Below are 23,830 nucleotides of genomic sequence, written 5' to 3' on the forward strand. Positions count from 1 at the left end.
TCAATGAATACCCTTGCCGGTGGTCAATCAGGCGGCGTTGCCGCTCTGGGGCGCGCGCCGCGGCTCGAAAAGGGCTTCGGTGGCAGAACTCGCGTCGAAGGCGAGCGCATCGCGCATGGGGAGCGCGGCCGAGAAGAGATAGCCCTGCCCAATTACGCAGCCCAGCGAGCGCAGGATCATGCGGTCGGCGTCGGTCTCGACGCCCTCGGCCATCACCTCGATGCCCAGAGTCCGGCCGAGGCCGATCACCGCCCCGACCAAGGCCTGGTCCTCGACGGATTTCGCCAGGTCGCGCACGAAATCCTTGTCGATCTTGATCTTGCGGATGCGGCTGTCCTTGAGTGAAACCAGGGTCGAGAAGCCGGTGCCGAAATCGTCGAGCACGATCGATATGCCCGCATCCGCCAGGCGCCCGACCTTTTCGTCGACCCTGTCGCGGTCCACCGGCGACTCCTCGGTGATCTCGATCTCGAGCATCGCGGCAGGCACATGCTTGGCCTTCAGGCCGTCGAGGATCATGTCGTCGACATTGCCGGCCTCGAGCTCGCGCGGCGAGAGGTTCATCGCGACGCGGACATCTTTACGCCCGTGCTTCACCAGCTCGCCGACCATGGCGCAGCAATTGAGGAAGACCGTCTCGGTCAGAAGCGAAAGCAGGCCGGTTTCGCGCGCGGCGGTGACGATCTCGGGCGGCGAGATGGCGCCATGGACACCGTGATGCCAGCGCAGCAGCGCCTCGAAACCAACGACCGCGTTGGTGTCGAGCCGCACCAGCGGCTGGAACCAGGAGCAGAGGGCGCCGGCTTCGATGGCGCCGCGCAGGTCGCGCTCGATGCAGTTCTTGCGTTCAAGCGCGGCGTCCAGACCGGCGTTGAAGAGACAATATTCGTTCCTGCCGCCGCGCTTGGCCGCGTAGAGCGCGAAATCCGCCTTGAGCAGCATCTCCGTCAATCGCGGCTTTTCCGATTGGTAGATGCCGATCGAGGCGCCGACGCGCACCGAATTCAGCTCCGGATCCGGATTGGCGATGGCCGCGATGACGGCGGATGCAAGCTCGCCGGCCGCTTGCTGCGATCTGCCGGCGGAGAAAAGCAGCACGAACTCGTCACCGCCGATGCGCGCGATCGTGGCACCCTGCGGGGCGTGGTCCTCTATCCGGCGTGCCACCTTGACCAAAAGGTCGTCGCCGATGTTGTGGCCATAGGTGTCGTTGACGGATTTGAAGCCGTCGAGGTCGATCAGCATGGCCACGAACGGGCCGTCGGAGAGCCCGAGCTCGGCGATCGCCTGCTCCAGCCCATAGCGGTTGAGCAGATTCGTCAGCGGGTCGCGCCTGGAGTTGCGCTCCATCTCGGCGGCGAATTCGCGCGCCTCGTATTTGAGACGGCTCGTCTCGCGGAAGCGGGCTTGCCCGAGCAGAGCGCTCCTGATCAGGCCGCCGAGGAAAAGCAGGATGGTGAAGGCGAGCACGTCATTTTCAACGCCGCCCTTGGCAAGCACGCAGCCGGCGGCGGTGAGGAGCGGCAGGGTGATGAAATTGATCGAAGCCGGCGCATAGCAGGTGCCGTAGGTGACCGAACCGGCCGAAATGCCGGCAAGCACGATGAGGTAGAGCGGCGCCTGGCTGGTCGTGTATCCGTCGCTCAACAGCGCCAGGAACGACCAGGCGATGCCCGATGCAAGCGCCATTCGGCCATAAAAGGAAAGCCGGGCGTCCACCGCCCCCGGCCTATCCTCGGCGGCTTCCGATTGGGCGACGGCAAGCACCACGCGCGCGCCGTTGATCAGCGCGATCGCCAGGAACCACAGCACCGCGGCAAGGCCGCCGCCGGACAAGAGCTGCACCGCCAGGATCAGCGCCGAGAGCACAGTGCCGATGGGCATCGAGATGAAGACGCCCTTGCTCAGATCCGCAAGCTGGTCGCGCAGGATGCCGGCTTCCACGGCTTCGCTCCTTCCCTCGGAAGAGGGACCCGCCACCAGCCGCTCGTCATGCCTTTTCATGTCTCTAATGGGTAGGCGAGCGGAATGAAAATCGTGTTAAGGATTTCAGCGGTTTACGTGGCATTTCTCGATTGAATCTGGCCGATGCCGGGAGCTGGGAGAAAACCTTGCGGCGGCTCCGTATCAAGACGGGACCATCGGGCAACGGTTCTGAACATTTGCGGAGCGCTACGGGTGGACAGGACGAGCGTCGGCCTTCGCCCGATCAGCCGCGGCGGTGAAGGTGGGAGACAGCGGCATTGATTTTGCGGCGGCCGATGGCCTATCCGAATTGATCGCCATGGCACGGCGCGAGAAAAAACCTATCGTGTTTGTGCGACCTGAAAAGCCCAATCGGAGTCTCAGTCCATGACCCTGACCAATCGAGACATCATCGAACTCACCGAATGGCGGCGCAAGCTGCACCGGCAGCCGGAAATCTCGAACGAGGAGGAAAAGACCGCCAAGGAGGTGGTCGCCTTCCTCGCCGATACCGGGCCGGACAAGGTGCTGACGGGGCTCGGCGGTCACGGCGTGGCGGCCGTTTATGACAGCGGACAGGCCGGGCCGACGGTGCTGTTCCGCTCGGAGCTTGACGCGCTGCCGATCGAGGAGCTTTCAGGCGCCGAGCATAGCTCTCAGATGCCGGGCAAATCGCATATGTGCGGGCATGACGGGCACACCGCGATCCTGGCGGCGCTCGGCCGCCAGTTCGGGCGTGACAGGCCGGCGCGCGGGCGCGTCGTCCTGATGTTCCAGCCGGCCGAGGAAACCGGCAATGGCGCCGCCGGCGTCGTCGCCGATCCGCGCTTCTCCGAGATCGCGCCGGACTTCGCGTTTTCGCTGCACAATCTGCCGGGCGTGCCGTTCGGCGAGGTGCGGCTGAAAGCCGGCACCGTCAACTGCGCCTCGCGCGGCATGCGAATCGTGCTCGAAGGCAAGACCGCGCATTCCTCGATGCCGGAAACCGGCGTGTCGCCGATGCCGGCGGTGAGCGAATTGATGCCGGCGCTGCCCGCGCTTGGGCGCGGCACCTTCACTGATGAGGACTTCGGCATGGTGACCGTCACCCATTGCGCGATGGGCGAAGCCGTGTTCGGCATCGCGCCCGGCTATGCGGAAGTGTGGGCGACGCTGCGCACCCGCCGCGACGAACGCATGGCCGAGCAGGTCGCCGCCGCGGAGGCGCTTGCCACGAAGATCGCCGCGAAGCACGGCCTCGCGGTGCGCTTCGACTATCACGAAATCTTCCTCGCCAGCGTCAACGCACCGGAGGCGGTGGAGTATCTCAACCGCGCGCTCGACGAGGAAGGCGTTGCGCGCAGCGAGGAGGCACTGCCGATGCGCGCCTCGGAGGATTTCGGCATTTTCGGCCATAATGCCAAATCGGCGATGTTCTTCCTTGGGGCGGGCGAAAAGCACTCCTCGCTGCACAACCCCGACTATGATTTCCCCGACGACCTGATCCCGATCGGTTCGCGGATCTTCATGCGCGCCGCGCGCAATCTGCTTGGATGACAGAACGCCCGCGATAGCCTCTCCGGTTGACGTCTACCACCATGCCAGTTGACACTCGTTGTGCTCCAGATTTCTTCGCGCGCGATGCCCTCGCGGTGGCACGCGCGCTGATCGGCGCCAGGCTTGGGCTCGCCGGTGTCGGCGGCATCATCGTCGAGACCGAGGCATACCGGCCCGACGACCCCGCCTCGCACAGCTTTCGCGGCCGCACGCCGCGCAACGCGCCGATGTATGGCGCGCCGGGCGACGCCTACGTCTATCGCTCCTACGGGCTGCATTGGTGCCTGAACGCGGTGTGCCTGCCGGGGAGCGCGGTGCTGATCCGGGCGATCCAGCCGCAATCCGGCATCGGCAAGATGCGCGAGCGGCGCGGCACCGAAAACGACCGGCTGCTCTGCTCCGGTCCCGGCAAGCTTTGCCAGGCGCTCGGCGTGGACGCCTCGCATAACGGGCTCTCGCTCACCGCGCCCCCCTTCGAATTCGCCCATTCCGATGCCGGTGCGGCCGCGATCCTCGTCGGCCGCCGGATCGGCCTCACCAAGGGCGTGGAAGCCGAGTGGCGCTTCGGCCTCGCCGGGTCGGCCTATCTCAGCCGCAGGTTTTGAGCCGCAAACCTTATCCGTTCCCTGTCCCTGTCATGGATCATTCGCGGCCAGCGCGCGTTTGAAGGCAGATGACGGAGGACCAGACAATGGCGACCGACAAATACGAACGCATCAAGCGCCGCGCCTATGAGATCTGGCAACGCAGCGGCGAAGCGAATGGCCAGGACGAGGAGCACTGGCATCAGGCTCGCGAGGAAATCGAGCGCGAGGACAATGGGTTGGGCGAACAGCCTGGTGCTGCGATGCCCGGCGCGGTCACGATACCGGCCGGCCAGCCGGACCCGGTGGCGGCCGAGGCGCTTGCGCGCAAGGCCTTAGAAAATCGCCCGGCCGATGACGATCCGGCGCCGAAGAAGCGCAGCCGGCGCAAAGGCTGACCCGGCCATGGTTAAAAATGTCGAACAGGCATTGGACGACGCGTTGCTCGCCATGCGCATGCTGCGCAAATCGATCGCCGATCACGGTCATCTGGAAGCGATGGCCGATCTGGATGCCGTGATGGAAACCGCGATTGCCGCGGCGGAGCAAAAACGCACCGACATCGAGCGGGGAAAGTCGACGTGAGCAGCGATGCGGCCGCGGCTCTCGGCGGACGGATCGTCCGGTCTCAGCCGCAGCCTCAAACTCCCCTGCTGTCGAAGAGGAAAATCTGGACTCCGGATTCATCGGGCGCATACAGCCGGCGGTCGACCCCGGCCGCCTTTCCCTGCGGGCTTGCGAAACCCCTCTTCATCGCTTCGAGATCGTCAAAATAAAGCGTCCCGATCAGGTAGATGTCGGGTGGTCCGGCCACCACCGTTATCGGCCCCTGGCTGACCTCGTATTTCCTCAGACCCGGTATCTTCTTGGCCAGCGGTATGTGCGTCTCGAAATAATGCTTTTCGAACGCTTCCGCATCAGCCGGCTGCTTGTAGATCACGACCATTCCAGCCATAGCGGTTCTCCTTTTTCGCGGCGGATAAAGCAAAGACGAAACCGCGGATGGAAACGGAACGGGACGTTGAAAAAGAGTTAGGAAGCGCAGACGGACGACGATGGCGGCTGTCCCGCCCTGCCCGTTGCTTTTCGCCGCTCTCTCGCTTGTGCGAAGCGGCGTTCTATGTTCTCTCCGCCTTAAATTAGCAGGGACTCAAGGATGAGAATTGCGGTGATCGTCGCGCTGAGCGCGGTAGTGGCGGGATGCGTGTCCTCTCCCGTCGACTATGGCGCTTCGCTGTCGAAGCAGGATCCGAAATGGGCATCGCCGCAATGCCAGCAGGTCCGTACTGCCGCCGCTGACTATGCCCAGCGCGAGAAGGACCATCCCGGCTGGGGATTCGGGGTTCTGCTTGGGCCTTACAGCATGGGAATGGTTGCGGCGGTGAAGGAGCATGAGCAGCAACGGCGGCGGCTTCTCGCTCGCCAGATGCATCTGCAGTGCTCAAGCCGGCCGCTGCCGAAGGAGCTCGATTTCGATCCGGCAACCTACGCGCCGAAGAAAACGCAGTATCCTTAGGCGGGCGACCGCGCGTCCCGGTTTACTCCGGCCGCTACGCCGCGACCTTGCCGTCAAATGCATAAGTGAGGATCGCCACGCCCGTTGCGGTCGCGATCTGGCCGGACAGCTTCAGCGTCGAGGGCCCCTGTCCGGGCTCGAAAAGGCGCGAGCCTGCGCCCAGCACCAGCGGGTGGACCATCAGCACCAGTTCATCGACAAGCCCGTGCCGCATCAGCGCGCGCAACAGCTTGCCGCTGCCGAACATGACAAGCGTCTTATCGTGACCTTGCTTGAGCTCGCGCACTGCTTCGGCGGTATCGCCGGTAAGCAGCGTCGAATTTTCCCAGCGCGCTTGATACGCAGCGTCGTGCGAGGCGACGAACTTCTGCGCCCCGGTCAGCGCCCTGGTCATCGGATTGGCCGGCTGCCTGACGGCCCAGCCTTCGTGCAGGTCTTCATAGGTCGTCCGGCCGGCAAGCAGCGACCAGCCTCCGGCCATGGCGCGGCCGATGACCTCCTGCATCTTCGGGTCGCTGCCTGGAATCCCCCAGCCGCCATGCTCGAAACCGTTGCGCGTGTCTTCATCGGCACGCGCCGGCGCCTGGAAAACACCGTCCAGCGTCAGATGCTCGATGGCGACGATCCTTGTCATTTCATCCTTCGCTCCACGCCTTCAGCAGCGGCCCGTCGCCGCCGAAGAGCGGATCCTTGTCGGGCCGGCCGACCGTCGGGATGGTGCGCAGCGCCTCGGCATGCTGCTCCGGACTGCGACACAGATCGTATGTGCCGAAAGGCGGATAGGCGCCGACCACCAGAAGGTCAGCCGAGCCGGACAGGCGTTGGTGGCCTGTGCCTGCCGGCAGCACCGCCACGTCGCCGGCCTTGACCTGCAGCACCTTGCCCTTGTCGCCGCCGAAGCGGACCTCGGCGGCGCCGCGCGCGATGCCCAGCACCTCGTGAATGCGCGAATGGTAATGGACGAAGCCGTAGATGCCGTTGCGCCAGCTGTCGCCCCAGCCATTGGCGCCGAAAATATCCTCGAAGACGGCGGCCGGATCGACGCCGTCCGGCAACGGCACCGCGCCGGGATAGACGAGCATCGGCCAGCGCGGATGATTGGGAACCAGTCCGTCATCGGCGAAGCGGAAGGTGAGAGGCTCCTGTTTGTCGACGGGTTGCGCCATCTTTGCCGCTCCTGCAATCTTACCGTCTGGTCTAACGGCTTGTTGCGCGTTTTGCTCCGGTCAGTTCCAAGGAGGTCAGGATGAGTGCATTTCGCCTTTCGACAATCGGCTTTCTTGCCTCAGCGCTTGTGTCGGCCCTTTTCGTTGCCGCTGGCGTCAGCGCTATCGCGGCGCCCGCATCCGCTACGACGCCGGCCGCGACCGCTAACGCGGCGCTCGCGCAGAACCTCTACAAGCTCTGCCGCCAGGTGAAGAACGACGACACGGTCCGCCCCTATTCGCACGAGCTTTACGGCGGTACGGTCAAGGCGTTCAAGAAGCTGTTTCCAGACGCAAAGGGCACGCCGTCGGAATCGGAACTGCAGACGCAGGCCAATTACCGCTGCATGAACGGCAAGGTGCTGGCCTGTTTCGTCGGGGCCAACCTGCCCTGCGCGAAAATGAACGCGGCGCGCGACAATCCCGGCGCGGACGAGTTCTGCAAGGCCAACCCCAATGACGACATCGTACCGGCTTTCGCGACGGGGCACGACGTCGTCTATTCCTACAAATGTCAAAACGGCAAGGCGACGGTTGCCGGCAAGTCGTGGCAGCTCGACAAGCGCGGATTTGCGAAGACGCTATGGGCGGTGGTTCCCGAGCCTTAAAACGGTTCGGAGCCGGGCCGGCGGCTACACCTCGAGCATGACCTTGATGGCGCGGCGTTCGTCCATCGCGCGGTAGCCTTCGGCGACCTCGGCCAGCGGCAGCTTGAGGTCGAAGACCTTGCCGGGTTTGATACGGCCTTGCAGCACGCGCTCCACCAGGTCGGGAAGGAAGCGGCGCACCGGCGCCGGACCGCCCAGCATGCGCTTCTGGCCGAAGAACAGTCTCTGGCCGTCGAAGCTCACGCCACATAGGCCAACGCCGGGACGCGCATCGCAGGCCGAAACTCGACGATGCGCAGATAAAGACGCTTGACTCATCCTCTCCCTTCCGGACAAGTTGCGTTGTCAGACATCTTACATGCGAAAGGGAGGTTTCGTGAGGAGATTTATCACTTGTTTCGCGCTGACTGCCGGCGCGCTCGCATTCGCGTCGGCAGCGTGGGCGGGAGAAACCCTGGACCGCGTCACAACCAAGAAGGCCATGGTGGTCGCGACCAACAGCGGATGGCCGCCGCAGAGCTTTCTCGACGAGAGCAACCAGCTGGTCGGTTTCGATATCGACGTCTCGAAAGAGATCGCCAAGCGCCTAGGCGTCGAGGTCAGCTTCGAGACGCCCGATTGGGCGACCATGACCGGCGGCCACTGGCAGGGCCGCTATGATCTTGGCGTCGGCTCGGTGACGCCGACCAAGGCCCGGGCCAGGGTGATCGATTTCGCCGGCATCTATTATTACAGCCCTTATGTCTATGTGGTCCACAAGGACAGCAAGGCAAAATCGGTGGACGATCTGAACGGCAAGGTGATCGGCGTCGAGACCGCCACCACGTCGGAAGATTTCATCCGCCGCCAACTGGAGATCGACGCTCCCGGCCTTCCGCCAGTCGAATACAAGCTGCAGCCTGGCGAGATCCGGACTTTCGCCGATTCCATGCTGCCCTTCGACGATTTGAGACTTGGGGACGGCGTGCGGCTCGACGCGGTCATCGCGCCCGAGCAGACCGCTCAAAACGCCATCAAGAACGGTTATCCGCTGCGCATCCTCGAGGGCGACTACGCCTTCCGCGAGCCGCTGGTGGTGATCGCCGACAAGGGCGATGCCGAGTGGACCACCAAGATCGGCGGCATCATCGACCAGATGAAGAAAGACGGCACGCTCGCCACGCTGACCACCAAGTGGTACGGCAAGAACTACAGCGCCGATTGACGCTCATCGCGGGCGGCCCCTCAAGGCCGCCTGCTTTCATCAGAACCCATCATGACCTATCCCGATACCTATTATCGCCGCACACTTGCCGACGAGAAGGCCAGACCACCGCTCGCGGGCCCGGCCGAATGCGAAACGGTCATTGTCGGCGGCGGACTGGCCGGTCTGACGACGGCGCTGCAGCTGGCGCGTGCCGGGCAGCAGGTCGTGCTGCTCGAAGCCGAGAGCATCGGCTTCGGCGCCTCGGGCCGCAACGGCGGCTTCGTCAGCCCGGGCTTCGCGACCGGCAGCGACAGGATCGCCGCGATGGCCGGTGCGGCAGCGGCACGAGAGCTGCACCGGCTGTCGATCGAAGGCGTCGATTTCGTGCGGCAGACGATCAAGGACCTCGACATCAAGGCAGCGAAGCCTCGCCCCGGAATCATGGGCGTGCTGCGCCATGATGGCGGTGCCGAACTGAAGGCTCATGCAGAGAAGCTGGCGCGGGATTTCGACTATCCGCTCGAATATCTCGAGCGCGACCAGGTGAGCGCTGTGCTGCATTCCGAGCGTTACTACCAGGGCCTGCGCGATGCCAACGCCTTCCACATGCATCCGCTGAACTATCTGCGCGCCATCGGGGCGGAGATCGAGCGGCTGGGCGGCAGGATTCACGAGGGCTCCAGCGCGATCGAGGCCAGACTCGACGGCCCGCACAAGACCATACGCACCGCAAGCGGCGAAGTACGCGCGCGGCAAGCGGTGTTTGCCACCGGCGGCTATACAGGACCGCTGATCGGCCGGCTGAAGCGGGCCATGTTGCCGATCGCGACCTATGTGATGCTGAGCGAGGAAGCCCCCGATCTCATCGCCGGCGCCATCGCGACGACGGATGCCGTCGGCGACAACCGCCGGGCCGGCGACTACTACCGCGTTGTGGAGGATGGAAACCGGCTGCTCTGGGGCGGGCGCATCACCACGCGGGCTGCTTCGCCGGCGGTGCTGGCCAGGGAATTGCGCCGGGAGATGGTTGGAACCTACCCTCAGCTCGCTACGCTCAAGACCGAACTCGCCTGGTCGGGACTGATGGCCTACGCTCGCCACCTGATGCCCCAGATCGGGCAGCTGCAGCCAGGCGCCTGGTATCTCACCGCGTTTGGCGGGCACGGCATCAACACGACGGCCATAGCCGGCAAGGTGGTTGCCGAGGCGATACTCGGCCAGTCGGACCGCCACCTTCTGTTCGCGCCGTTCGGACTGGCCTGGGCGGGCGGGCCGGTAGGGCTTGCCGCGGCGCAACTCACCTATTGGAAGCTGCAGGCGCAAGATTGGTGGCGCGAACGCCCCCGCTAACCAGAAGGGATATCGACAGGTGATCGGCAGACTGCTGCTCAACTATCCGGACGCCGCCCGCCGCATCGGCCTGTGCCTGGCGCTCGCCGCTTTCGCCGCGGGCCTCTACGGTCTCGGCATCAAGGCAGACTGGATCGGCAAGCTGATCCCGAGCTCGATCGAGTGGCTTGCGGCCAATCCCGCGGTGGCGCGAGCCGTCTCGGCGGTGCTGATCGCGCTGATCGTGGCCGCCAACTGGAAGGCGCTGCAGCAACTCGGGCGCAAGCAGCAGATCGTGGCCGTTTGGATCGAGCTGTTCGTGCTGCTGATGCTGTTCTTTTACTCCTTCGACCTGTCCTTTTCTTTCATTGCCAGGAAGATCGGGTTCCTCATTTCGCAAGGCGTGGTGACCACGCTCTACATTTCCGCCATTTCGATCGCCATCGCGACGGTCATCGCCTTCATCGGCGCCATAGCCAAGCTCTCCAAGAACGGCATCGTCTATGGGCTGGCAACCTTCTACACGTCGCTGTTTCGCGGGCTGCCATTGCTGATGCAGATCTACATCATCTATCTCGGCCTGCCGCAGGTCGGTTATGTGATCGGGGCCGTGCCCGCCGGGATCATGGCCCTGTCGCTTTGCTACGGCGCCTATATGACCGAGATTTTCCGGGCCGGCATCGAAAGCATTCCGCGCGGCCAGACGGAGGGAGCCACCGCGCTTGGGCTCAGCCCCAACCAGACGATGTTCCTGGTGATCCTGCCGCAGGCGATGCGCGTCATCGTGCCTCCGACGGGCAATCAGTTCATCGCGATGCTGAAGGATTCCTCCCTGGTCTCGGTGGTCGGGGTCTGGGAGATCATGTATCTGGCGCGCACGCAGGGCCAGACCGAGTTCCGGCACATCGAAATGCTGATCACCGCCTCGATGATCTATTGGCTTTTGTCCATCGGGCTCGAATTCCTGCAGTCCCGCATCGAGGAACGGTTCGGCCGCTCACTCAAACGCTGAGCTTCAATGGGGCATCCCCTCCTGGGGAAAGCCGCCGAGATGGCAGCAGGCCAGAGCGGCATGATCGCGGCCGCTTTCGAGGCACAGCAAGAGCGGCTTCCTGGCCAGCCAGGCATGCAGGAAACCGGCGATGAAACTGTCGCCGGCGCCGGTCGTGTCGACGACCTCGACCGGGCGGATGCCGGTCTCGGCGCGCTCGCGGGCCGTCAGCGCCATCGACCCCTCGGCACCGCGCATGACGACGGCGCAGCCTGCGCCGCGCGACAGGAGATCCGCGGCCATCGCTTCAGCCACGTGGCGATTTTGGCCGGTCGAGCAGAAAACTATGCTCAAACCCTCCACACCGAGATCGGCGGGATCGGCGTTGACCGAGATATCCTGCGAGACGCTGACCCCGGCCCGCGACAGGCGCCTGCGCAAAGCGCCGCCGTCATCCAGCCAGCCGATATGGACGTGATCCATCGTCCCCAGGATCGCCAGTTCGGCCTCGTCCGGCGCATAGCCGGCGCAGGCGCCGAAATCCTCGGCAGCGATCAAACGCTCGCCGGACGGCAAGACTTTGATGTCGGTCCAAGCGGTGTTGCGCTGGTCTAGGCGCAGGTGCTTGACCGCCACGCGATTGGCTTCGAGCTCACCGCGGGTGCGTTCGCCCTCGGCGTCGCGGCCGACCGCGCCGAAATAGAAGCTGTTATGGCCAAGCCGCGCGAGCTGGACGGCAACGTTGAGCGCGTTGCCGCCGACCAGCGAGCGGCCGATCGGCGCTCCGAGGCGGTCGATGCAGTTGTCGCCGACGGCGGCAAATCGAAAGCTGCTCATATCCTGCGCTGCGATCAAGCTGACGCCGAGAGCTAAGCTCAATAGGCAACGCGCTTATAGTAGCGGCGCGTCGTCAGCGGGTGGTTACGGATCACCTCGAGATGCGCGCTGACCCGTTCGAGGGCGGTCGCGAGCACGATCGGCGAAACCAGCGCGCGCACATCTGGCGAAATGCCGGGCAATTCGAAATCGGCCGTGTAGAGCACCGTCAACTTGTCCGTATAGTCAGGCGCGAATTTCTCGACGCGATCGGCCAGCGGCCGGGCGCTATCCTCGCCCTTGAAGAGCACGACACTGACGTCTTTGTCCACCAGCTCCAGCGTGCCATGGAAAAAGTCGGAAGCATGCACGGGGCGGGTCCGGATCCACTGCATCTCCTCCAGGATGCACATGCCATAATACCAGGCCTGCGGCCAGACATTCCCGGCGCCGGTTATGATGTGATAGTCGGAGGCGGCCAGTTTGTGCGCGAAGCCGGCGGCTTCCTGTTCATAGCTCCGCTTCACCTCCAGCAACAGTCGCGGCAACTGCTCCAGTTCGGCGAAAATCCGTTCGGATTCGGCGAGCTCGCCGCGATGCTTCAGCACTGCAAGCGCGATGAAGAGCGACTGGAGATAGAAGGATTCGCAGGACGTGTCGTCCTCGGCGAAGTTGACGAAGACATGGTCCCCGCCCTTGCCGAGCGGCGTCTCCTCATGTCCGACCAATGTGATCACCGTCGCCCCGACGTCCTTGATCCGGGACAGCAGTGCCACGCTTTCCTTGGTCGTGCCGGAGAGCGAGGGCAACACGACGATCGATTTGTCGGTCAGGTGCACGGATTGGACAAGCTGCAGCTCGGCGGTGATGTCGACGAAGGCCGGAAAGCCAGATCGGCGCTGCAGCAATTGCGCCGCCGGATGCATCAGGATCGCTGCACCGCCGGTGCCGAGAAAGAAGATGTTCTGCGCCCCGGCGGCGAGGCACTGCGCCACAACGGCTTCAATGCGCTCGCGCAAGGCCACCGCCCCCGATTGGATGCGCATAAACCGGGCTTCATCGAAATTGAGCATCGTTCCCTCGATCAATTCAGTTGTAAGACAACTGACATCTGCGGGAGCACATTTCAAGAGAAATTTTGCGGATAGGTTTGCATGCGTTGCCTATACGACATGCGATCGCCACCGCATGCCTCCGCTTGACCTGGGCGCGATTGTCCGACAACAAAAGGAGAGTTGGCATAATGGGGAAGAGGGACTTGGACGAGCCGCTTCGGGATGCGCGCACATTGGCGGTTCAGCTGCGCGACCGCTTGGCCGACCTCATCAGGACCGAAGGGCTCAAGCCCGGCGACCGGCTGCCAACGGAATCGCAGCTGACGCAGCGCTTCCGCATCTCGCGCCCTGCCCTGCGCGAAGCGTTGAAGCTTCTCGAACAGGACGGCATCATCTCCGTCACCCATGGTCTCGGCCGCTTCGTGACCGCGAACTCCGCCGTCCAGGTCGACCGTCCAATCACGGTGTTCGAAAGCGTGACCGACATGTCGCGCCACTATGGCTACAACACCGTCAACAAGGTTCTTTCCATCGCCGAGGAAACGCCCGATCCATTTATCCAGCAGCAATTGCGGCTAGCGGACGGAGAGCGCGTCATCCGGCTTGAACGGCTGCGGCTGCACAACGATCTGCCCCTCATCTATTCGCTCGACTACGTACCGCGCAGCTTTTTGCCGGGGCGCCTTTTCGACATCGAATGGAGCGGCTCGCTGCTCGCGCTGTTGGAAAAGCACCGCCATCAGCCGCGTATGTCGGCCGCCTCCGTTGCAGCCGTGACGCTGCCCGACGAAATCGTGCAGCGCAACGACCTGCGCGACTTCGGGCCCGCCCTGCTCATTACGGAAACCTGTTTCGATGGGACCGGAACCCCGGTCGTCCATGCCGCCGTCTATCATCGCGGCAGCCATTTCGCCTTCAGCTTCGCACGAAAGTGAACGCGCAAACGGTGGCGATGATATCGAGGGCCGGTGACTAGCGGGGAAGCAGCCGCGAGACTTTGAGGCGCGGCGCGAAGAAGCAGCGCAGATAGGGCTGGTTGGTTATCACGTAATGGTTCTCGCAAATATGATAACGGCCGTCCGGGGATTCCTGCACGCGGTCTCGCGGAATGTTGAAACCATCGGGCAAGTAAACGTAGCCGCCGTCGGCCCTGGACTGCACTGAGGATTCCGGGATGGGGCGGCAATCCGTGCCGCCGCAACATTTGAAGTTCGTCACCGGGTCGAACTTGTTCTCGTACCAGTCATGGGCATCGGCGCCTGTCGCGGCGGCAATCCACATGGCTGCGACGATCACCCTTCGCATGGCATTCCTCGACGGTGCGGAGGCGCTGCTCATTCGAGCATCATCTATATTAGCGTTCCCCCGGAAACGCCATGTTTAGCGGAAGGTCTGGCAACAACGATGCCGGAACTGATCGATGGCGACAAATGAGGCCGGAGCTTCAAATCGAGGCTCCGGCCTGGTCCGCTCACACCAGCCTTTGTCCGCCGTCGATGTGGATGGTCTCGCCGGTCATGAACTCGTTCTGCATGAGATAGAGATAGGCCGGCGCGATGTCGGTGGGATTCGGAGATCGAGCCGGGCTGACGAGTGGCTCAGGAAACCTTCCTTCGGCTCGGCCTGGTCTACCCGCCGGAAGCGATCCGCCAGCGCAAGGTGAAGGCGTTTCGCGACTGGCTGTTTTCGGAGATCGCGCCGGGCTGACGAGCGGCTCAGGAAACCTTCCTTCGGCTCGGCGGTTGATACCGATCCGAGCGAGGTCATTCATGGCGAGACGAGATGCAGCGACAGCCCAACACTCCAAGCGGCCGCGCTCGCGTCCGCTGAAGGGCGAAGAGACGGAAGTGAAGCATATCGTCGAGACGCAGAATCTATCGCCCGCGCAGGCACGGGAGCTGGTGCGGCGATACGGCAACGATTGGCGCAAGATCGAGGAAGCCGCCAAAACCTACAAAGGCGACTAGGCCCGCACGACGGGCTGAAGCAGCCCGGATATCGATGCGCGCGGTCTCGCCGGCGGCTAGATCAGATCTCAACCTGAGCGCATTACGCCAGGCTCGCCGGCCTCGTCCCCTTGAACCGGGACGCTGTCGGCCGGACACCAGATCCCGGAACTCGATGGTCGCTACCAGATAGCCGGCCTCGTCATATATCTTGGTCATCCAGAAGGTCGGGTCTGAGCCTCCGACAATGCCGTCAAGCATGGCTTCCTTGGCAGCCCGTTTGGCCTCGGCTTTCGCGGTTTCGAGGTTTTCCATTTCGACGTAGATCGGTGGCAGCGCCGTGGATTCGAGGAACTCAATGCGGAATTTCGGCATTTGGCTCCCCGTTTCCAGCGGCAGATGGCGCAGGTGAGATCGATCCATGAACATCGCCGCCGCCATCGCTTTGCTTCTCCAGTACGGTCTCGGCGATATATTCCTTGAGGTCGCCAACTTCTTCGCTGATCTCGTCGGGCCCTATGCCCTCGTTTTCAGCGTCGGCGATGCATTGATCCGCCAATTCCGCGGCAACGATTTCCGCCGGGAGTGCTGCCGGAGCTTCAGCCTTGTGTTCATCGATCCATTCGCCCACGAAATGCGCCGTTTTGTTCACGAGGATATCCGCCTCCTGAGAGGCTTCGGCTACCGGCACTTTCATCTTTGCACCCATGCAAACCATCCTGAACATCTTCTTCAACGCCGGTTGCTCGCAAAGGATGCAGCGTTCTGTGGATAGTGCAGTTGGTCCAGAGATCGACTGGATGAGGCGCAGGTCCGGCACTCGCCGCACGCCCGGCCGGGAACCTGAACCAGGGTCGAACATTCTTGCTGTTGAAGACCACCAGAACTGACCCGGGGGACGAAATAGGTGAGGTCTCTAGGCTTTAGAGCGTCACTGGCTCGCAAAAAGGCGATCGTGGCCGGACGCAAGGCCGGCTATTGGCTCGACGTCCTCAAATATGTCGCCGTTGCGATCGTGGCCGGCGTGTTCACTCTGGCCGCGGTAAACCTGACCCCCGAGCCTCATGTCATCCGTACGATCGTTCCTCATCGTTTCGATGCGGAGGACCCGCAATTCGTGCGAAGCATGAGCAGCTATTCGCAAGGGCAGATGTCCGAACGGAACAACGTGCAAACCCTGGTCAATGGCGACGAGATTTTTCCGGCGATGCTGCAAGCGATCGGCGCGGCGCAGGCCAGCGTGGACATGGAAACCTACATTTATTGGTCGGGCTCGGTCGGTTATCAGTTCGCCACGGCCCTGGCCGCGAAAGCCCGGCAAGGCGTCGAGGTTCGAGTGCTCGTCGACTGGCTCGGCAGCCTGCCTTTCGACGAGAACCTGATCCACATCATGACGGGCGCCGGGGTGCGCTTCCAGCGCTACCGGCCCATCTACTGGTACACGCTTGACCGCGTGAACAACCGGACACATCGGAAGCTGCTCATCGTGGACGGGCAGGTCGCCTTCACCGGCGGGGTCGGTATCGCGGACAACTGGCTGGGCGATGCGCGCAATCCGAACGAATGGCGTGACACCCATTACCAAATTCAAGGACCTTCGGTCGCCGCTTTCCAGGCGGCCTTCGCCGAGAACTGGCTGGAGACCGTGGGCGAAACGTTGCAAGGAGAAAAGTTCTATCCGCCACCCGAACCCGCAGGTGCGCTAAGCGCCCAGTTGATCATTTCATCGCAACCGAACGGCTCCGAGGACATGGAGTTGATGATGCTGGCTGCCATCGCCGCGGCCAAGGATCACCTGCGCATCGGCATGGCTTATTTCGTGCCGGATGAAATCGCGCTGCAGCAGATACTTGACGCCAGGAAGAGAGGCGTAGCCGTCGACGTCATCGTGCCCAATTCGCTGACCGATGTACCCATCGTGCGAAAAGGCTCGCGCCACTTCTGGGGCCAACTGCTCGAAAGGGGCGTGCGCATCTATGAGTTTCAGCCGACGATGTATCACCCCAAGCTCCTGATCGTCGACGACGTCTGGGCAAGCTTCGGTTCCACCAATCTGGACGAGCGTTCGTTGCGGCTGAATGACGAAGCCAGCCTTAATGTCTACGGTAAGGATTTTGCGCAGACGCAAATCGACTTGTTCAACGAGGACCTCAAGCGGTCGAGGCAGATCAGCCTGGCGGAGTGGCAGGCGCGCCCGATGAGCGAGAAGTTTACCGACTGGCTGGCCAGCAGGCTTCACGTGCAGTTATAGCATATCATCGCGGGAAAAGGTGGGGCGGCGGACGTCTGACAGCTACCTTCCGCCAGCTCGATTCACATAGGTTAGTGCGCATCATCTGTAAACATGCAGGATCGTCGTGCCAAAACGTTGAGATTGGCCAAGCCGGGCCTTCGGTCGCTGTGTCACGAACATGTCCGCTGGCGGATTTCCTTTGGGTTTAGGGCGATGGAGGCGGCAATGCCGATCACAAGACTGTCGAAAGGTGCGTTCACGCCCGATGAGGTGAGCTTTCTCGGTCGCGTTCTCGAGCTCAGCGCCGGCGCCAATGAAACCGAGGAGCAGCGGGAACGACGGGCCTTGCGCATCATCGCCAACTACATGGCGGGAATTAGCGACGAGCGGGAGCTGGCGGAGCTTTCGCGAAGACCGCTGGGCAGATAGTGCCACCGCGGAGCGGCTAGCCAAGCAAAGCCGCATTGAAACTTTCGACGGTCTTCCCAGTTCGGTTGGAAGGAGGATCTTTGATATGACTGAACCCGGTGAAAGCAGTTCCCACGGCCGAATTGACGACAAGCAGCTCGTCATTCTGCTGAAAGAGAAAACCGGCATCTCGGAGGCTCAAGCCAGGAGGCTGATAAAGGCCGTCGGGCGCGATCGACCGTCGCTTCTGCGAGAAGCACGGATCATCAGGGCGCGTGCTCAGACGTCCACCTCAAGCCGCGTGTGATCGGCTGAATGCGGGCGGATGCCCGCCGGATCTCGCGGCGGCGTTCGCGACGGGCTGTTTAAGATCGAGCCGGCTGAAGCAAAGCTCGTCGGAAATTCCCTGCTTGCGAAGGCGCGCTTGTTGCGCGATGCTCCGCAAAATGGCTGGCGAATATCTGGACCACAAACTGGAATGCCCGTTTTGCGGCACCATCCGTCTGCATATCCCCGCCGATGCCCAGCCCGCAACACCGATCCATTGCGCCGAGTGCGGCGCATATCTCGGCACGTGGGACGAGCTTCAAACCGACTTCGAGCAGCAAGGCGGTACCGACGGCGTATTCCGGCTGGATAAGGGACGTATCCAGAAGCTCAATTCCAGTCGCTGACGAGCTCGCCACCGCCGGCTCGGGTGCCGGCTGATCGACCGAACAGCGCGCGGAACATTGGGCCTGCGAAATAGGACAATGGCGGCATGCGCCAAGTCCTTGACGGCTCAAACTCGTAAACCCATATCGCATCTCAGGCGCGGACCGCTGATCCCCGCCCGTCCCAAATTCAAATTGTTCGTTCGATTTGGAGGATCTTATGAACGATCGGATGTTCGACAGCCCTGTTTTCGTCAAGAGCGGAAACAGCCTCATCCAGGAAATCGCCTGCCTCGAAGACGCCCTGGAATTTCTCTATGAATGGCCCAGGAACCGGCGTGGGCCGATCTATGAAACGGCGCTGCGCGCCTGCCAGCGGGCATTCGACAGCGGCTTTCCGCTGACGGCTGCCAGAGAGGCATTTTGCGGTTTTGCGAAGTCCGCCAGGATCCAGGAAGACGTGAGCACCACCTTGCCTTGGATGATCAGCAAAGGCGGCAAGGGCGGCGGGCTGACCGCCTAGTCGCGGATCGAGGAGGTTCGCGATGCTCGCCAAACCGTTCGAAAAGCCAATCCATGTCTGGGTAGGGCTGGGATTTCCGCGTCAGTTGAACACCGTGGCGGACGCCTATCAATTTGTCGTCGACTGGTGCGGCAACAGCCCCGAGCAGAAGGCCGCGATCCGCGCCTGCAGGGCCGCCCTGGCTGGGGATGTGGATGCGGAAACAGCGAGGGGTGTTTTCGTCGCCTTTGCTCGCAAGAAGGATATCCTCATCGAGGATGGTGTCATTCCCCCCATCCCGGGAATTGCTCAGCCGAAACATGTCTGATGTGATTGAGGCGGCGGCCAGCGCCGCCTCAATCGTCTTCAGCCGCGATCGCCGCTAGCAAAGCACTTGCGATGGTCTTCGCTCCGCCCGCTCCCGAGAGGAACCAGATCGGGGCTGCCGCGTCATAGAGGCAGGCCCTTGTCGCGGTTCCGGAGTGATGTCGATGATCAGGCTCGTTGTTTTCGTTGCGGTGATGGCGCTCGCGCTTGCGTGCGGCGGCGCGCAGGCAGCGAGGCTGGAGCCCGACGCCGTCAACCAGGCGCAATTCAGCGAGGGCGAACCGAACGGCGTCAGCCCCATGCTGCTCAAGGCGCAGGTGCTTCTGGATCGCGCCCGCTTCTCCCCCGGCCTGATCGACGGCCGCGTTTCGGAGAACTTCACGAAAGCCGTCGCAGCCTTTCAGGCGGCGAACGGGCTGCCCTCCGACGGCAAGCTTACGCGAGATACCTGGGACAAGCTCGCTGCAACCTTCGCCGGCCCTGTGCTGACGACATACGAAGTCACCGCCAAGGATGTGCGCGGCCCCTTCACCAAGCGCATTCCAGCCCGCATGGAGAGCATGGCGCATCTCAAGCGCCTCGGCTACCGCAACGCACGCGAGAAGCTGGCGGAGCGGTTTCATGTCAGCGAACAATTGCTGAGGATGCTCAACCTCCGCGCGAAATTCAGCAAGGCCGGCACGACCCTGGTGGTGCCCGATGTCGGCCGAGGCGATCCTCCTTCACAGATTGCCAGCGTCGAGGTCGACAAGGCATCCCGCCAGGTGCGCGCCCTCGATGCGTCGGGCAAGGCGATTGCGGTCTATCCGGCTTCGATCGGCAGCGAGGAAAAGCCGGCGCCGAGCGGCACGGCCGAGGTCAAGCGCGTGGTGCACAATCCGACCTATCGCTACGATCCGAAATTCGCCTTCAAGGGGGTGAAAACCAAGCATCCCTTCACCATCGCCAAGGGGCCCAACAATCCCGTCGGATCGGTGTGGATCGACCTCTCGATCGAAAGCTACGGCATCCACGGCACGCCCGACCCGGGCAAGATCGGCACCACCTTCTCGCATGGCTGCATCCGGATGACCAACTGGGACGCCGAGGACCTCGCCGCCATGGTCAAGCCGGGCACCAAAGTCGACTTCAAGGACGAGACGGCGCAGGACGGGCAAGTGCAGTGAGATGCCGGCAGGTCGCGATCCGCCAACCGCGGATCGCTGCATAAGCGCAATTTATCGTCATCCTCAGTTTTTCAGAACGTTACACCGCCTTGCCTCGCCTGTAGCTTCGACGGCGCTCTTTTGAGAATGGTCCGGATTTGGTGGTTCGATGCAAACACATGCGCGGGTAGTGATCGTCGGCGGCGGATGCGTCGGAGCGGGTATTCTTTATGGCCTGGCCAAGCGCGGCTGGACCGATGTCGCGCTGCTCGAGCGCACGCAGCTCACCGCCGGCTCGACCTGGCATGCGGCGGGGCTGATTCCGTCCTATTCCCGCAACATCAATGTTGGGCGGATGATCAACAAGACGATCGAGATCTATGAGGGGCTGGAGGCCGAAACCGGGCAGCCGGTGGGCTGGCACAAATGCGGCCAGCTGCGCATCGCCAATTCCAGGGATCGGCTCGACGAATTCAAGAGCTACATCAGCGTCGCCGAGGTGCAGGGCATGCGGGCGCAATTGCTCACCCCCGACGAGGCGCGCAAGCTCTGGCCGCTGCTCGACAACAAACAGATGCTAGGCGCGCTCTACCACCCCGATGACGGCCATATCGCGCCGGCCGACGTCACGCATGCCATGGCCAAGGGCGCGCGGGATCTCGGCGCCAAGGTTTATCTCAATACGGAGGTCACCGGGTTCAAGCGGACGCCCAGCGGCGAGTGGCTCGTCCAGACCAATAACGGTGATATCACCTGCGAGCATGTGATTTGCGCCACCGGCAATTATGCGCGCCAGACCGGGGCGCTGCTCGGCCTCGACATCCCGGCGATCCCGATCCTGCACCAGTACTGGATCACCGAAGCGGTGCCGGAAGTCGTGGAGCGCAAGCGCGCCGGGCGGCCCGAAATGCCGATCCTGCGCGACGAGGGTTTTGAAGGATATCTGCGCGAAGAGGGCGATGGGCTGATGTTCGGGCCTTACGAACGCACCGCGAATCTGAAGCTGTTCGCCGAGGACGGCGTTCCGGCTTGGTTCGGCGCCGACCTGCTGGAAGAGGATTTCGAGGCGGTGTCGTGGAACTGGGAACAGGTGCTGCAGCTGGTTCCGGCGCTCGGGCGCGTCGGCATCAAGGCCAATGTGCGCGGACCCTTCCAGATGACGGCGGATGAGTTGCCTTTGATGGGACCGGCCTGGGGGCTGCCCAATGTGTGGCTGGCCGAAGGCGTGCCGGGCGGCATCCTGTGGGGCGGCACGATCGGCTATTATCTGTCGGAGCGGATCGTCGAGGGCGGCAACGGCCTCGACACGTCCGATCTCGACCCGCGTCGCTTCGGCGACTACGCCAACAAGGCCTGGACGCGCGAGAAAGTGCGCGAGGCCTGGGGCACGCATGCCGAACAGAAATATCCCGGACAGGACATGCCCGCCGCCCGGCCGCAGAAGACCGCGCCCTCCTACGACCGATTGACGGAGCTCGGTGCCGTGTGGGGCGTGCTCAATGGCTGGGAGATGCCCAACTGGTTCGCGCGCGACGGCGTCGAGGCCAAGGACCAGTATAGTTGGCGCTGGACGCCAAAGGGGAACCTCGTCGGCGAGGAAGTGCTGGCCGTGCGCAACGCCGTCGGCCTGGTCGAGATGACGCCGATGACTAAGTTCGAAGTGTCCGGCCCGAATGCGGCCGCCTGGCTGGACGGGATCATCGCCAACCGCCTGCCGGCGGTCGGCAAGGTGACGCTGGCGCATCACCTCACCCCCGGCGGTGGCGTGCGGGCGGAATATATGGTGGCGCGGCTTGGCGAGGACCTGTTCTACCTGATCTCGACGCCGCGTGCGGAGCGTTGGAACTTCGACGATCTTTCCAAACTGCTTCCCGCCGACGGCAGCGTATCCTTGAAGAACGTCACCAACGACCGCGGCTGCTTTACCGTCGTCGGACCCAAGGCGCGCGAGGTGCTGCAGCCGCTGACCGAGATCGACCTTTCCAACGAAAATTTTCCGTGGTTCGGCGTCAAGACCGGCAGCGTAGCCTTGGCAAGCGACGTGCGGCTGCTGCGGGTAAACTATGAGGGCGAGCTCGGTTGGGAACTGTATCACCCCCTGCCCTACCAGCGGCGATTGCTCGACGCGATCCTCAAGGAAGGCGAGAAGCACGGCATGCGGCTGGTCGGGTTGCATGCGCTGGAGTCGCTTCGGCTCGAAAAATCCTATCGCGCCATGTATCGCGACATGAACCCGGAGCTCAACGCGCTGGAGAGCGGGCTGGAGCGCTTCATCCGCCTCGACAAGGACTTCATCGGGCGCGACGCGGTTCTGAAATACAAGGGGCGGAACGATCGGCGGCGCTCCGTGACGCTCAGGATCGACACCGATGGCGCAAGCACGCTTGCCAATGAAGGGCTCTATAGCGACGGCGCGCTGGTCGGGCGCATCACGTCGGGCGGCTACGGCTATGCGCTTGGGCATGACGTGGCGCTGGCGCTGCTGCCCGAGCGGTTTTCGAAGCCAGGCACCAAGCTCGACGTCGCGGTCCTGGGCGACTGGAAGATCGCTGAGGTTATTGCGGATTCGCCTTACGATCCGACCTCGGCCAGGGCTCGGATGTAATAGGCGGGGCCAGCAAAGGCCCCGTTGCCGACGTGTCCTTCGGAGGGAGCCCGTATGCGCATCGATCGGATCAACGTCTATTCGGCGCAACTGCCGGTCAAAGGCGGCGTCTACCGCATGGCCAGCGCCGATGTGGAGGCTCTGGACTCGACGGTTGTCGAGATCGTCACCGATGACGGCTTTGCCGGATGGGGCGAGACCTGCCCGATCGGCCCGGTTTACCAGCCGCATCATGCGCTGGGCGCCCGCGCCGCGATCGCCGAGATCGCGCCGGGGCTGATCGGCTCGGAGATCGCCTCGATCAGGGCGCTCACCAAACAGATGGACGAGCGCCTCAACGGGCACGGCTACGCCAAGGCTGCCTTCGACATGGCCTTTCTCGACCTGCTCGGCCAAAAACTCGGCGTGCCGGTCTCGACGCTTTTGGGCGGGGCGCTGACGGACCGCGTGCCGGCTTATTATTCGCTGATCGTCGGCGCCCCCGACGAGACGGCGAGGATCGCCGCCGACAAGGTGAAGGCCGGCTATCCGCGACTGCAGGTGAAGATCGGCGGACGCAATCTCGAAGAAGACGTGGAGGTCGTCCACAAGGTCTGGGAAGCGGTCGGCTACAAGGCGCGCATCGCCGTCGACGGCAACCGGGGCCTGACGGTGGCCGCCGCGATCCATCTCGACCGGCTCTGCCAGCAAATCCCCTTTGTCTTCGAGCAGCCCTGCAACACGATAGACGAGATCGCGACGCTGAAAGGCCGCGTCACGCATCCGGTCTATCTCGACGAAAGCACCGAAGACCAGAATGCGGTGCTGAGGGCAATTTCACTCGGCATCGCCGACGGTTTCGGCTTCAAGGTGACACGTCTGGGTGGCCTGACGAAGATGACGGCGGTGCGCGATCTCTGCGCCATCCGCTCGCTGCCGCATAGCTGCGACGACGCTTGGGGCGGCGACATCATCGCGGCGGCCTGCGTGCATCTGGCCGCCACGGTCGAGCCGCGCCGTATGGAAGGCGCCTGGATAGCCCAGGAATACATCAAAGGCCATTTCGACCAGAAGCACCCGGTCGTCATCAAGCAAGGCCACATCGCCGTGCCGCAGCGGCCGGGGCTCGGCGTGAAACCCGAGCCCGGCATGTTCGGCAAAGCGATGGCGATATACGGGCCGTAACTCCAGGCGCAAACCTGCGCGTGGGCCGAATTGTGCCCGCGATCACTTCGTGAACG

The 23,830-nt window shown here is 63.3% G+C and carries 28 protein-coding genes and 1 pseudogene; 19 read left to right on the top strand and 10 right to left on the bottom strand.

The window, feature by feature from the left end:
- Positions 1 to 27: 27 nt before the first annotated feature.
- Positions 28 to 2,004, bottom strand: a complete 1,977-nt coding sequence (locus tag LB528_RS18140; protein WP_224715805.1) for a putative bifunctional diguanylate cyclase/phosphodiesterase — start codon at positions 2,002 to 2,004, stop codon at positions 28 to 30.
- 348 nt (positions 2,005 to 2,352) lie between these two features.
- On the opposite strand from LB528_RS18140, the gene LB528_RS18145 reads away from it, so the two are divergent.
- The 4 genes from LB528_RS18145 (at position 2,353) to LB528_RS18160 (ending at position 4,670) form a co-directional block, all read left to right on the top strand.
- Positions 2,353 to 3,501, top strand: a complete 1,149-nt coding sequence (locus LB528_RS18145; RefSeq protein WP_224715806.1) for an amidohydrolase — start codon at positions 2,353 to 2,355, stop codon at positions 3,499 to 3,501.
- Between the two features lie 41 nt (positions 3,502 to 3,542).
- Complete coding sequence (locus LB528_RS18150; RefSeq protein ID WP_224715807.1) at positions 3,543 to 4,106, top strand: DNA-3-methyladenine glycosylase; 564 nt, start codon at positions 3,543 to 3,545, stop codon at positions 4,104 to 4,106.
- 86 nt (positions 4,107 to 4,192) lie between these two features.
- Positions 4,193 to 4,483, top strand: coding sequence for a DUF2934 domain-containing protein (locus LB528_RS18155; protein WP_224513334.1), 291 nt, complete (start codon positions 4,193 to 4,195; stop codon positions 4,481 to 4,483).
- Positions 4,484 to 4,490: 7 nt separating this feature from the next.
- Positions 4,491 to 4,670, top strand: a complete 180-nt coding sequence (locus LB528_RS18160; protein ID WP_224715808.1) for a hypothetical protein — start codon at positions 4,491 to 4,493, stop codon at positions 4,668 to 4,670.
- A gap of 55 nt (positions 4,671 to 4,725) precedes the next feature.
- Here the strand turns inward: LB528_RS18160 and LB528_RS18165 are convergent, their stop codons facing one another.
- The gene (locus LB528_RS18165) at positions 4,726 to 5,040 is read right to left on the bottom strand and encodes an EthD family reductase (protein WP_224513330.1); all 315 of its coding nucleotides are present in this window, start codon (positions 5,038 to 5,040) and stop codon (positions 4,726 to 4,728) included.
- A 201-nt stretch (positions 5,041 to 5,241) separates the two neighbouring features.
- Between LB528_RS18165 and LB528_RS18170 the strand changes: the two genes are divergently transcribed.
- Positions 5,242 to 5,601: a hypothetical protein gene (locus LB528_RS18170; protein ID WP_224513327.1), complete on the top strand. Its 360-nt coding sequence runs from the start codon at positions 5,242 to 5,244 to the stop codon at positions 5,599 to 5,601.
- Between the two features lie 34 nt (positions 5,602 to 5,635).
- Here LB528_RS18170 and LB528_RS18175 read toward each other — a convergent pair whose 3' ends face one another.
- Both LB528_RS18175 and LB528_RS18180 read right to left on the bottom strand, forming a co-directional pair.
- The gene (locus LB528_RS18175; protein ID WP_224513325.1) at positions 5,636 to 6,235 is read right to left on the bottom strand and encodes a dihydrofolate reductase family protein; all 600 of its coding nucleotides are present in this window, start codon (positions 6,233 to 6,235) and stop codon (positions 5,636 to 5,638) included.
- A 1-nt stretch (position 6,236) separates the two neighbouring features.
- Positions 6,237 to 6,767 carry a cupin gene (locus LB528_RS18180; protein WP_224715809.1) on the bottom strand — a complete coding sequence of 177 codons (531 nt, stop codon included), beginning with the start codon at positions 6,765 to 6,767 and terminating at the stop codon, positions 6,237 to 6,239.
- Between the two features lie 80 nt (positions 6,768 to 6,847).
- Between LB528_RS18180 and LB528_RS18185 the strand changes: the two genes are divergently transcribed.
- Complete coding sequence (locus tag LB528_RS18185; protein ID WP_224513321.1) at positions 6,848 to 7,414, top strand: hypothetical protein; 567 nt, start codon at positions 6,848 to 6,850, stop codon at positions 7,412 to 7,414.
- Between the two features lie 24 nt (positions 7,415 to 7,438).
- Here LB528_RS18185 and LB528_RS18190 read toward each other — a convergent pair.
- Positions 7,439 to 7,684, bottom strand: a pseudogene (locus tag LB528_RS18190) (IMP dehydrogenase); the annotation flags it as partial.
- A 106-nt stretch (positions 7,685 to 7,790) separates the two neighbouring features.
- On the opposite strand from LB528_RS18190, the gene LB528_RS18195 reads away from it, so the two are divergent.
- From LB528_RS18195 to LB528_RS18205, 3 genes are read left to right on the top strand one after another with little or no spacing between them, the layout of a single operon-like run.
- The gene (locus LB528_RS18195; protein WP_224513320.1) at positions 7,791 to 8,618 is read left to right on the top strand and encodes a transporter substrate-binding domain-containing protein; all 828 of its coding nucleotides are present in this window, start codon (positions 7,791 to 7,793) and stop codon (positions 8,616 to 8,618) included.
- A 51-nt stretch (positions 8,619 to 8,669) separates the two neighbouring features.
- Complete coding sequence (locus tag LB528_RS18200) at positions 8,670 to 9,950, top strand: NAD(P)/FAD-dependent oxidoreductase (RefSeq protein WP_224513319.1); 1,281 nt, start codon at positions 8,670 to 8,672, stop codon at positions 9,948 to 9,950.
- A gap of 19 nt (positions 9,951 to 9,969) precedes the next feature.
- Positions 9,970 to 10,941, top strand: coding sequence for an amino acid ABC transporter permease (locus LB528_RS18205; RefSeq protein ID WP_224513318.1), 972 nt, complete (start codon positions 9,970 to 9,972; stop codon positions 10,939 to 10,941).
- A 3-nt stretch (positions 10,942 to 10,944) separates the two neighbouring features.
- Here LB528_RS18205 and LB528_RS18210 read toward each other — a convergent pair whose 3' ends face one another.
- Together LB528_RS18210 and LB528_RS18215 are read right to left on the bottom strand one after the other, a co-directional pair.
- Positions 10,945 to 11,757, bottom strand: coding sequence for a PfkB family carbohydrate kinase (locus LB528_RS18210; RefSeq protein ID WP_224715811.1), 813 nt, complete (start codon positions 11,755 to 11,757; stop codon positions 10,945 to 10,947).
- A 38-nt stretch (positions 11,758 to 11,795) separates the two neighbouring features.
- Complete coding sequence (locus tag LB528_RS18215) at positions 11,796 to 12,809, bottom strand: SIS domain-containing protein (RefSeq protein ID WP_224715812.1); 1,014 nt, start codon at positions 12,807 to 12,809, stop codon at positions 11,796 to 11,798.
- A 185-nt stretch (positions 12,810 to 12,994) separates the two neighbouring features.
- Between LB528_RS18215 and LB528_RS18220 the strand changes: the two genes are divergently transcribed.
- Positions 12,995 to 13,726 (top strand): GntR family transcriptional regulator, encoded by a 732-nt coding sequence (locus tag LB528_RS18220; RefSeq protein WP_318011495.1) that lies wholly within the window; start codon positions 12,995 to 12,997, stop codon positions 13,724 to 13,726.
- Positions 13,727 to 13,763: 37 nt separating this feature from the next.
- On the opposite strand, the gene LB528_RS18225 is transcribed toward LB528_RS18220, so the two are convergent.
- From LB528_RS18225 to LB528_RS18235, 3 genes are all read right to left on the bottom strand, one after another.
- Positions 13,764 to 14,129: a hypothetical protein gene (locus LB528_RS18225; RefSeq protein WP_224513315.1), complete on the bottom strand. Its 366-nt coding sequence runs from the start codon at positions 14,127 to 14,129 to the stop codon at positions 13,764 to 13,766.
- 536 nt (positions 14,130 to 14,665) lie between these two features.
- Entirely contained in the window at positions 14,666 to 15,178 is a 513-nt protein-coding gene (locus LB528_RS18230) for a DUF6894 family protein (RefSeq protein ID WP_224715813.1), read from the bottom strand.
- Positions 15,093 to 15,446, bottom strand: a complete 354-nt coding sequence (locus LB528_RS18235; protein WP_224513310.1) for a hypothetical protein — start codon at positions 15,444 to 15,446, stop codon at positions 15,093 to 15,095. The genes LB528_RS18230 and LB528_RS18235 overlap by 86 nt, the downstream gene beginning before the upstream one ends.
- Positions 15,447 to 15,692: 246 nt before the next feature.
- Between LB528_RS18235 and LB528_RS18240 the strand changes: the two genes are divergently transcribed.
- From LB528_RS18240 to LB528_RS18280, 9 genes are all read left to right on the top strand, one after another.
- Entirely contained in the window at positions 15,693 to 16,988 is a 1,296-nt protein-coding gene (locus tag LB528_RS18240; RefSeq protein WP_224715814.1) for a phospholipase D-like domain-containing protein, read from the top strand.
- A gap of 207 nt (positions 16,989 to 17,195) precedes the next feature.
- Positions 17,196 to 17,399: a hypothetical protein gene (locus LB528_RS18245; protein WP_224715815.1), complete on the top strand. Its 204-nt coding sequence runs from the start codon at positions 17,196 to 17,198 to the stop codon at positions 17,397 to 17,399.
- An 85-nt stretch (positions 17,400 to 17,484) separates the two neighbouring features.
- Entirely contained in the window at positions 17,485 to 17,685 is a 201-nt protein-coding gene (locus LB528_RS18250; protein ID WP_224513305.1) for a hypothetical protein, read from the top strand.
- Between the two features lie 139 nt (positions 17,686 to 17,824).
- Positions 17,825 to 18,052, top strand: a complete 228-nt coding sequence (locus LB528_RS18255) for a hypothetical protein (protein WP_201415403.1) — start codon at positions 17,825 to 17,827, stop codon at positions 18,050 to 18,052.
- Positions 18,053 to 18,251: 199 nt separating this feature from the next.
- On the top strand, positions 18,252 to 18,554 hold the full coding sequence (locus LB528_RS18260) for a DUF982 domain-containing protein (protein WP_224715816.1): 303 nt from the start codon (positions 18,252 to 18,254) through the stop codon (positions 18,552 to 18,554).
- 22 nt (positions 18,555 to 18,576) lie between these two features.
- Positions 18,577 to 18,861, top strand: a complete 285-nt coding sequence (locus tag LB528_RS18265) for a DUF982 domain-containing protein (protein ID WP_224715817.1) — start codon at positions 18,577 to 18,579, stop codon at positions 18,859 to 18,861.
- 163 nt (positions 18,862 to 19,024) lie between these two features.
- Complete coding sequence (locus LB528_RS18270) at positions 19,025 to 20,026, top strand: L,D-transpeptidase (protein WP_224513298.1); 1,002 nt, start codon at positions 19,025 to 19,027, stop codon at positions 20,024 to 20,026.
- Between the two features lie 148 nt (positions 20,027 to 20,174).
- Positions 20,175 to 22,610 carry an FAD-dependent oxidoreductase gene (locus LB528_RS18275; RefSeq protein WP_224715818.1) on the top strand — a complete coding sequence of 812 codons (2,436 nt, stop codon included), beginning with the start codon at positions 20,175 to 20,177 and terminating at the stop codon, positions 22,608 to 22,610.
- A gap of 54 nt (positions 22,611 to 22,664) precedes the next feature.
- Positions 22,665 to 23,774 (top strand): mandelate racemase/muconate lactonizing enzyme family protein, encoded by a 1,110-nt coding sequence (locus LB528_RS18280; protein ID WP_224715819.1) that lies wholly within the window; start codon positions 22,665 to 22,667, stop codon positions 23,772 to 23,774.
- Positions 23,775 to 23,830 lie beyond the last annotated feature (56 nt).

It is taken from the genome of Mesorhizobium sp. CA4 (assembly GCF_020165075.1).
Taxonomy (GTDB): domain Bacteria; phylum Pseudomonadota; class Alphaproteobacteria; order Rhizobiales; family Rhizobiaceae; genus Mesorhizobium.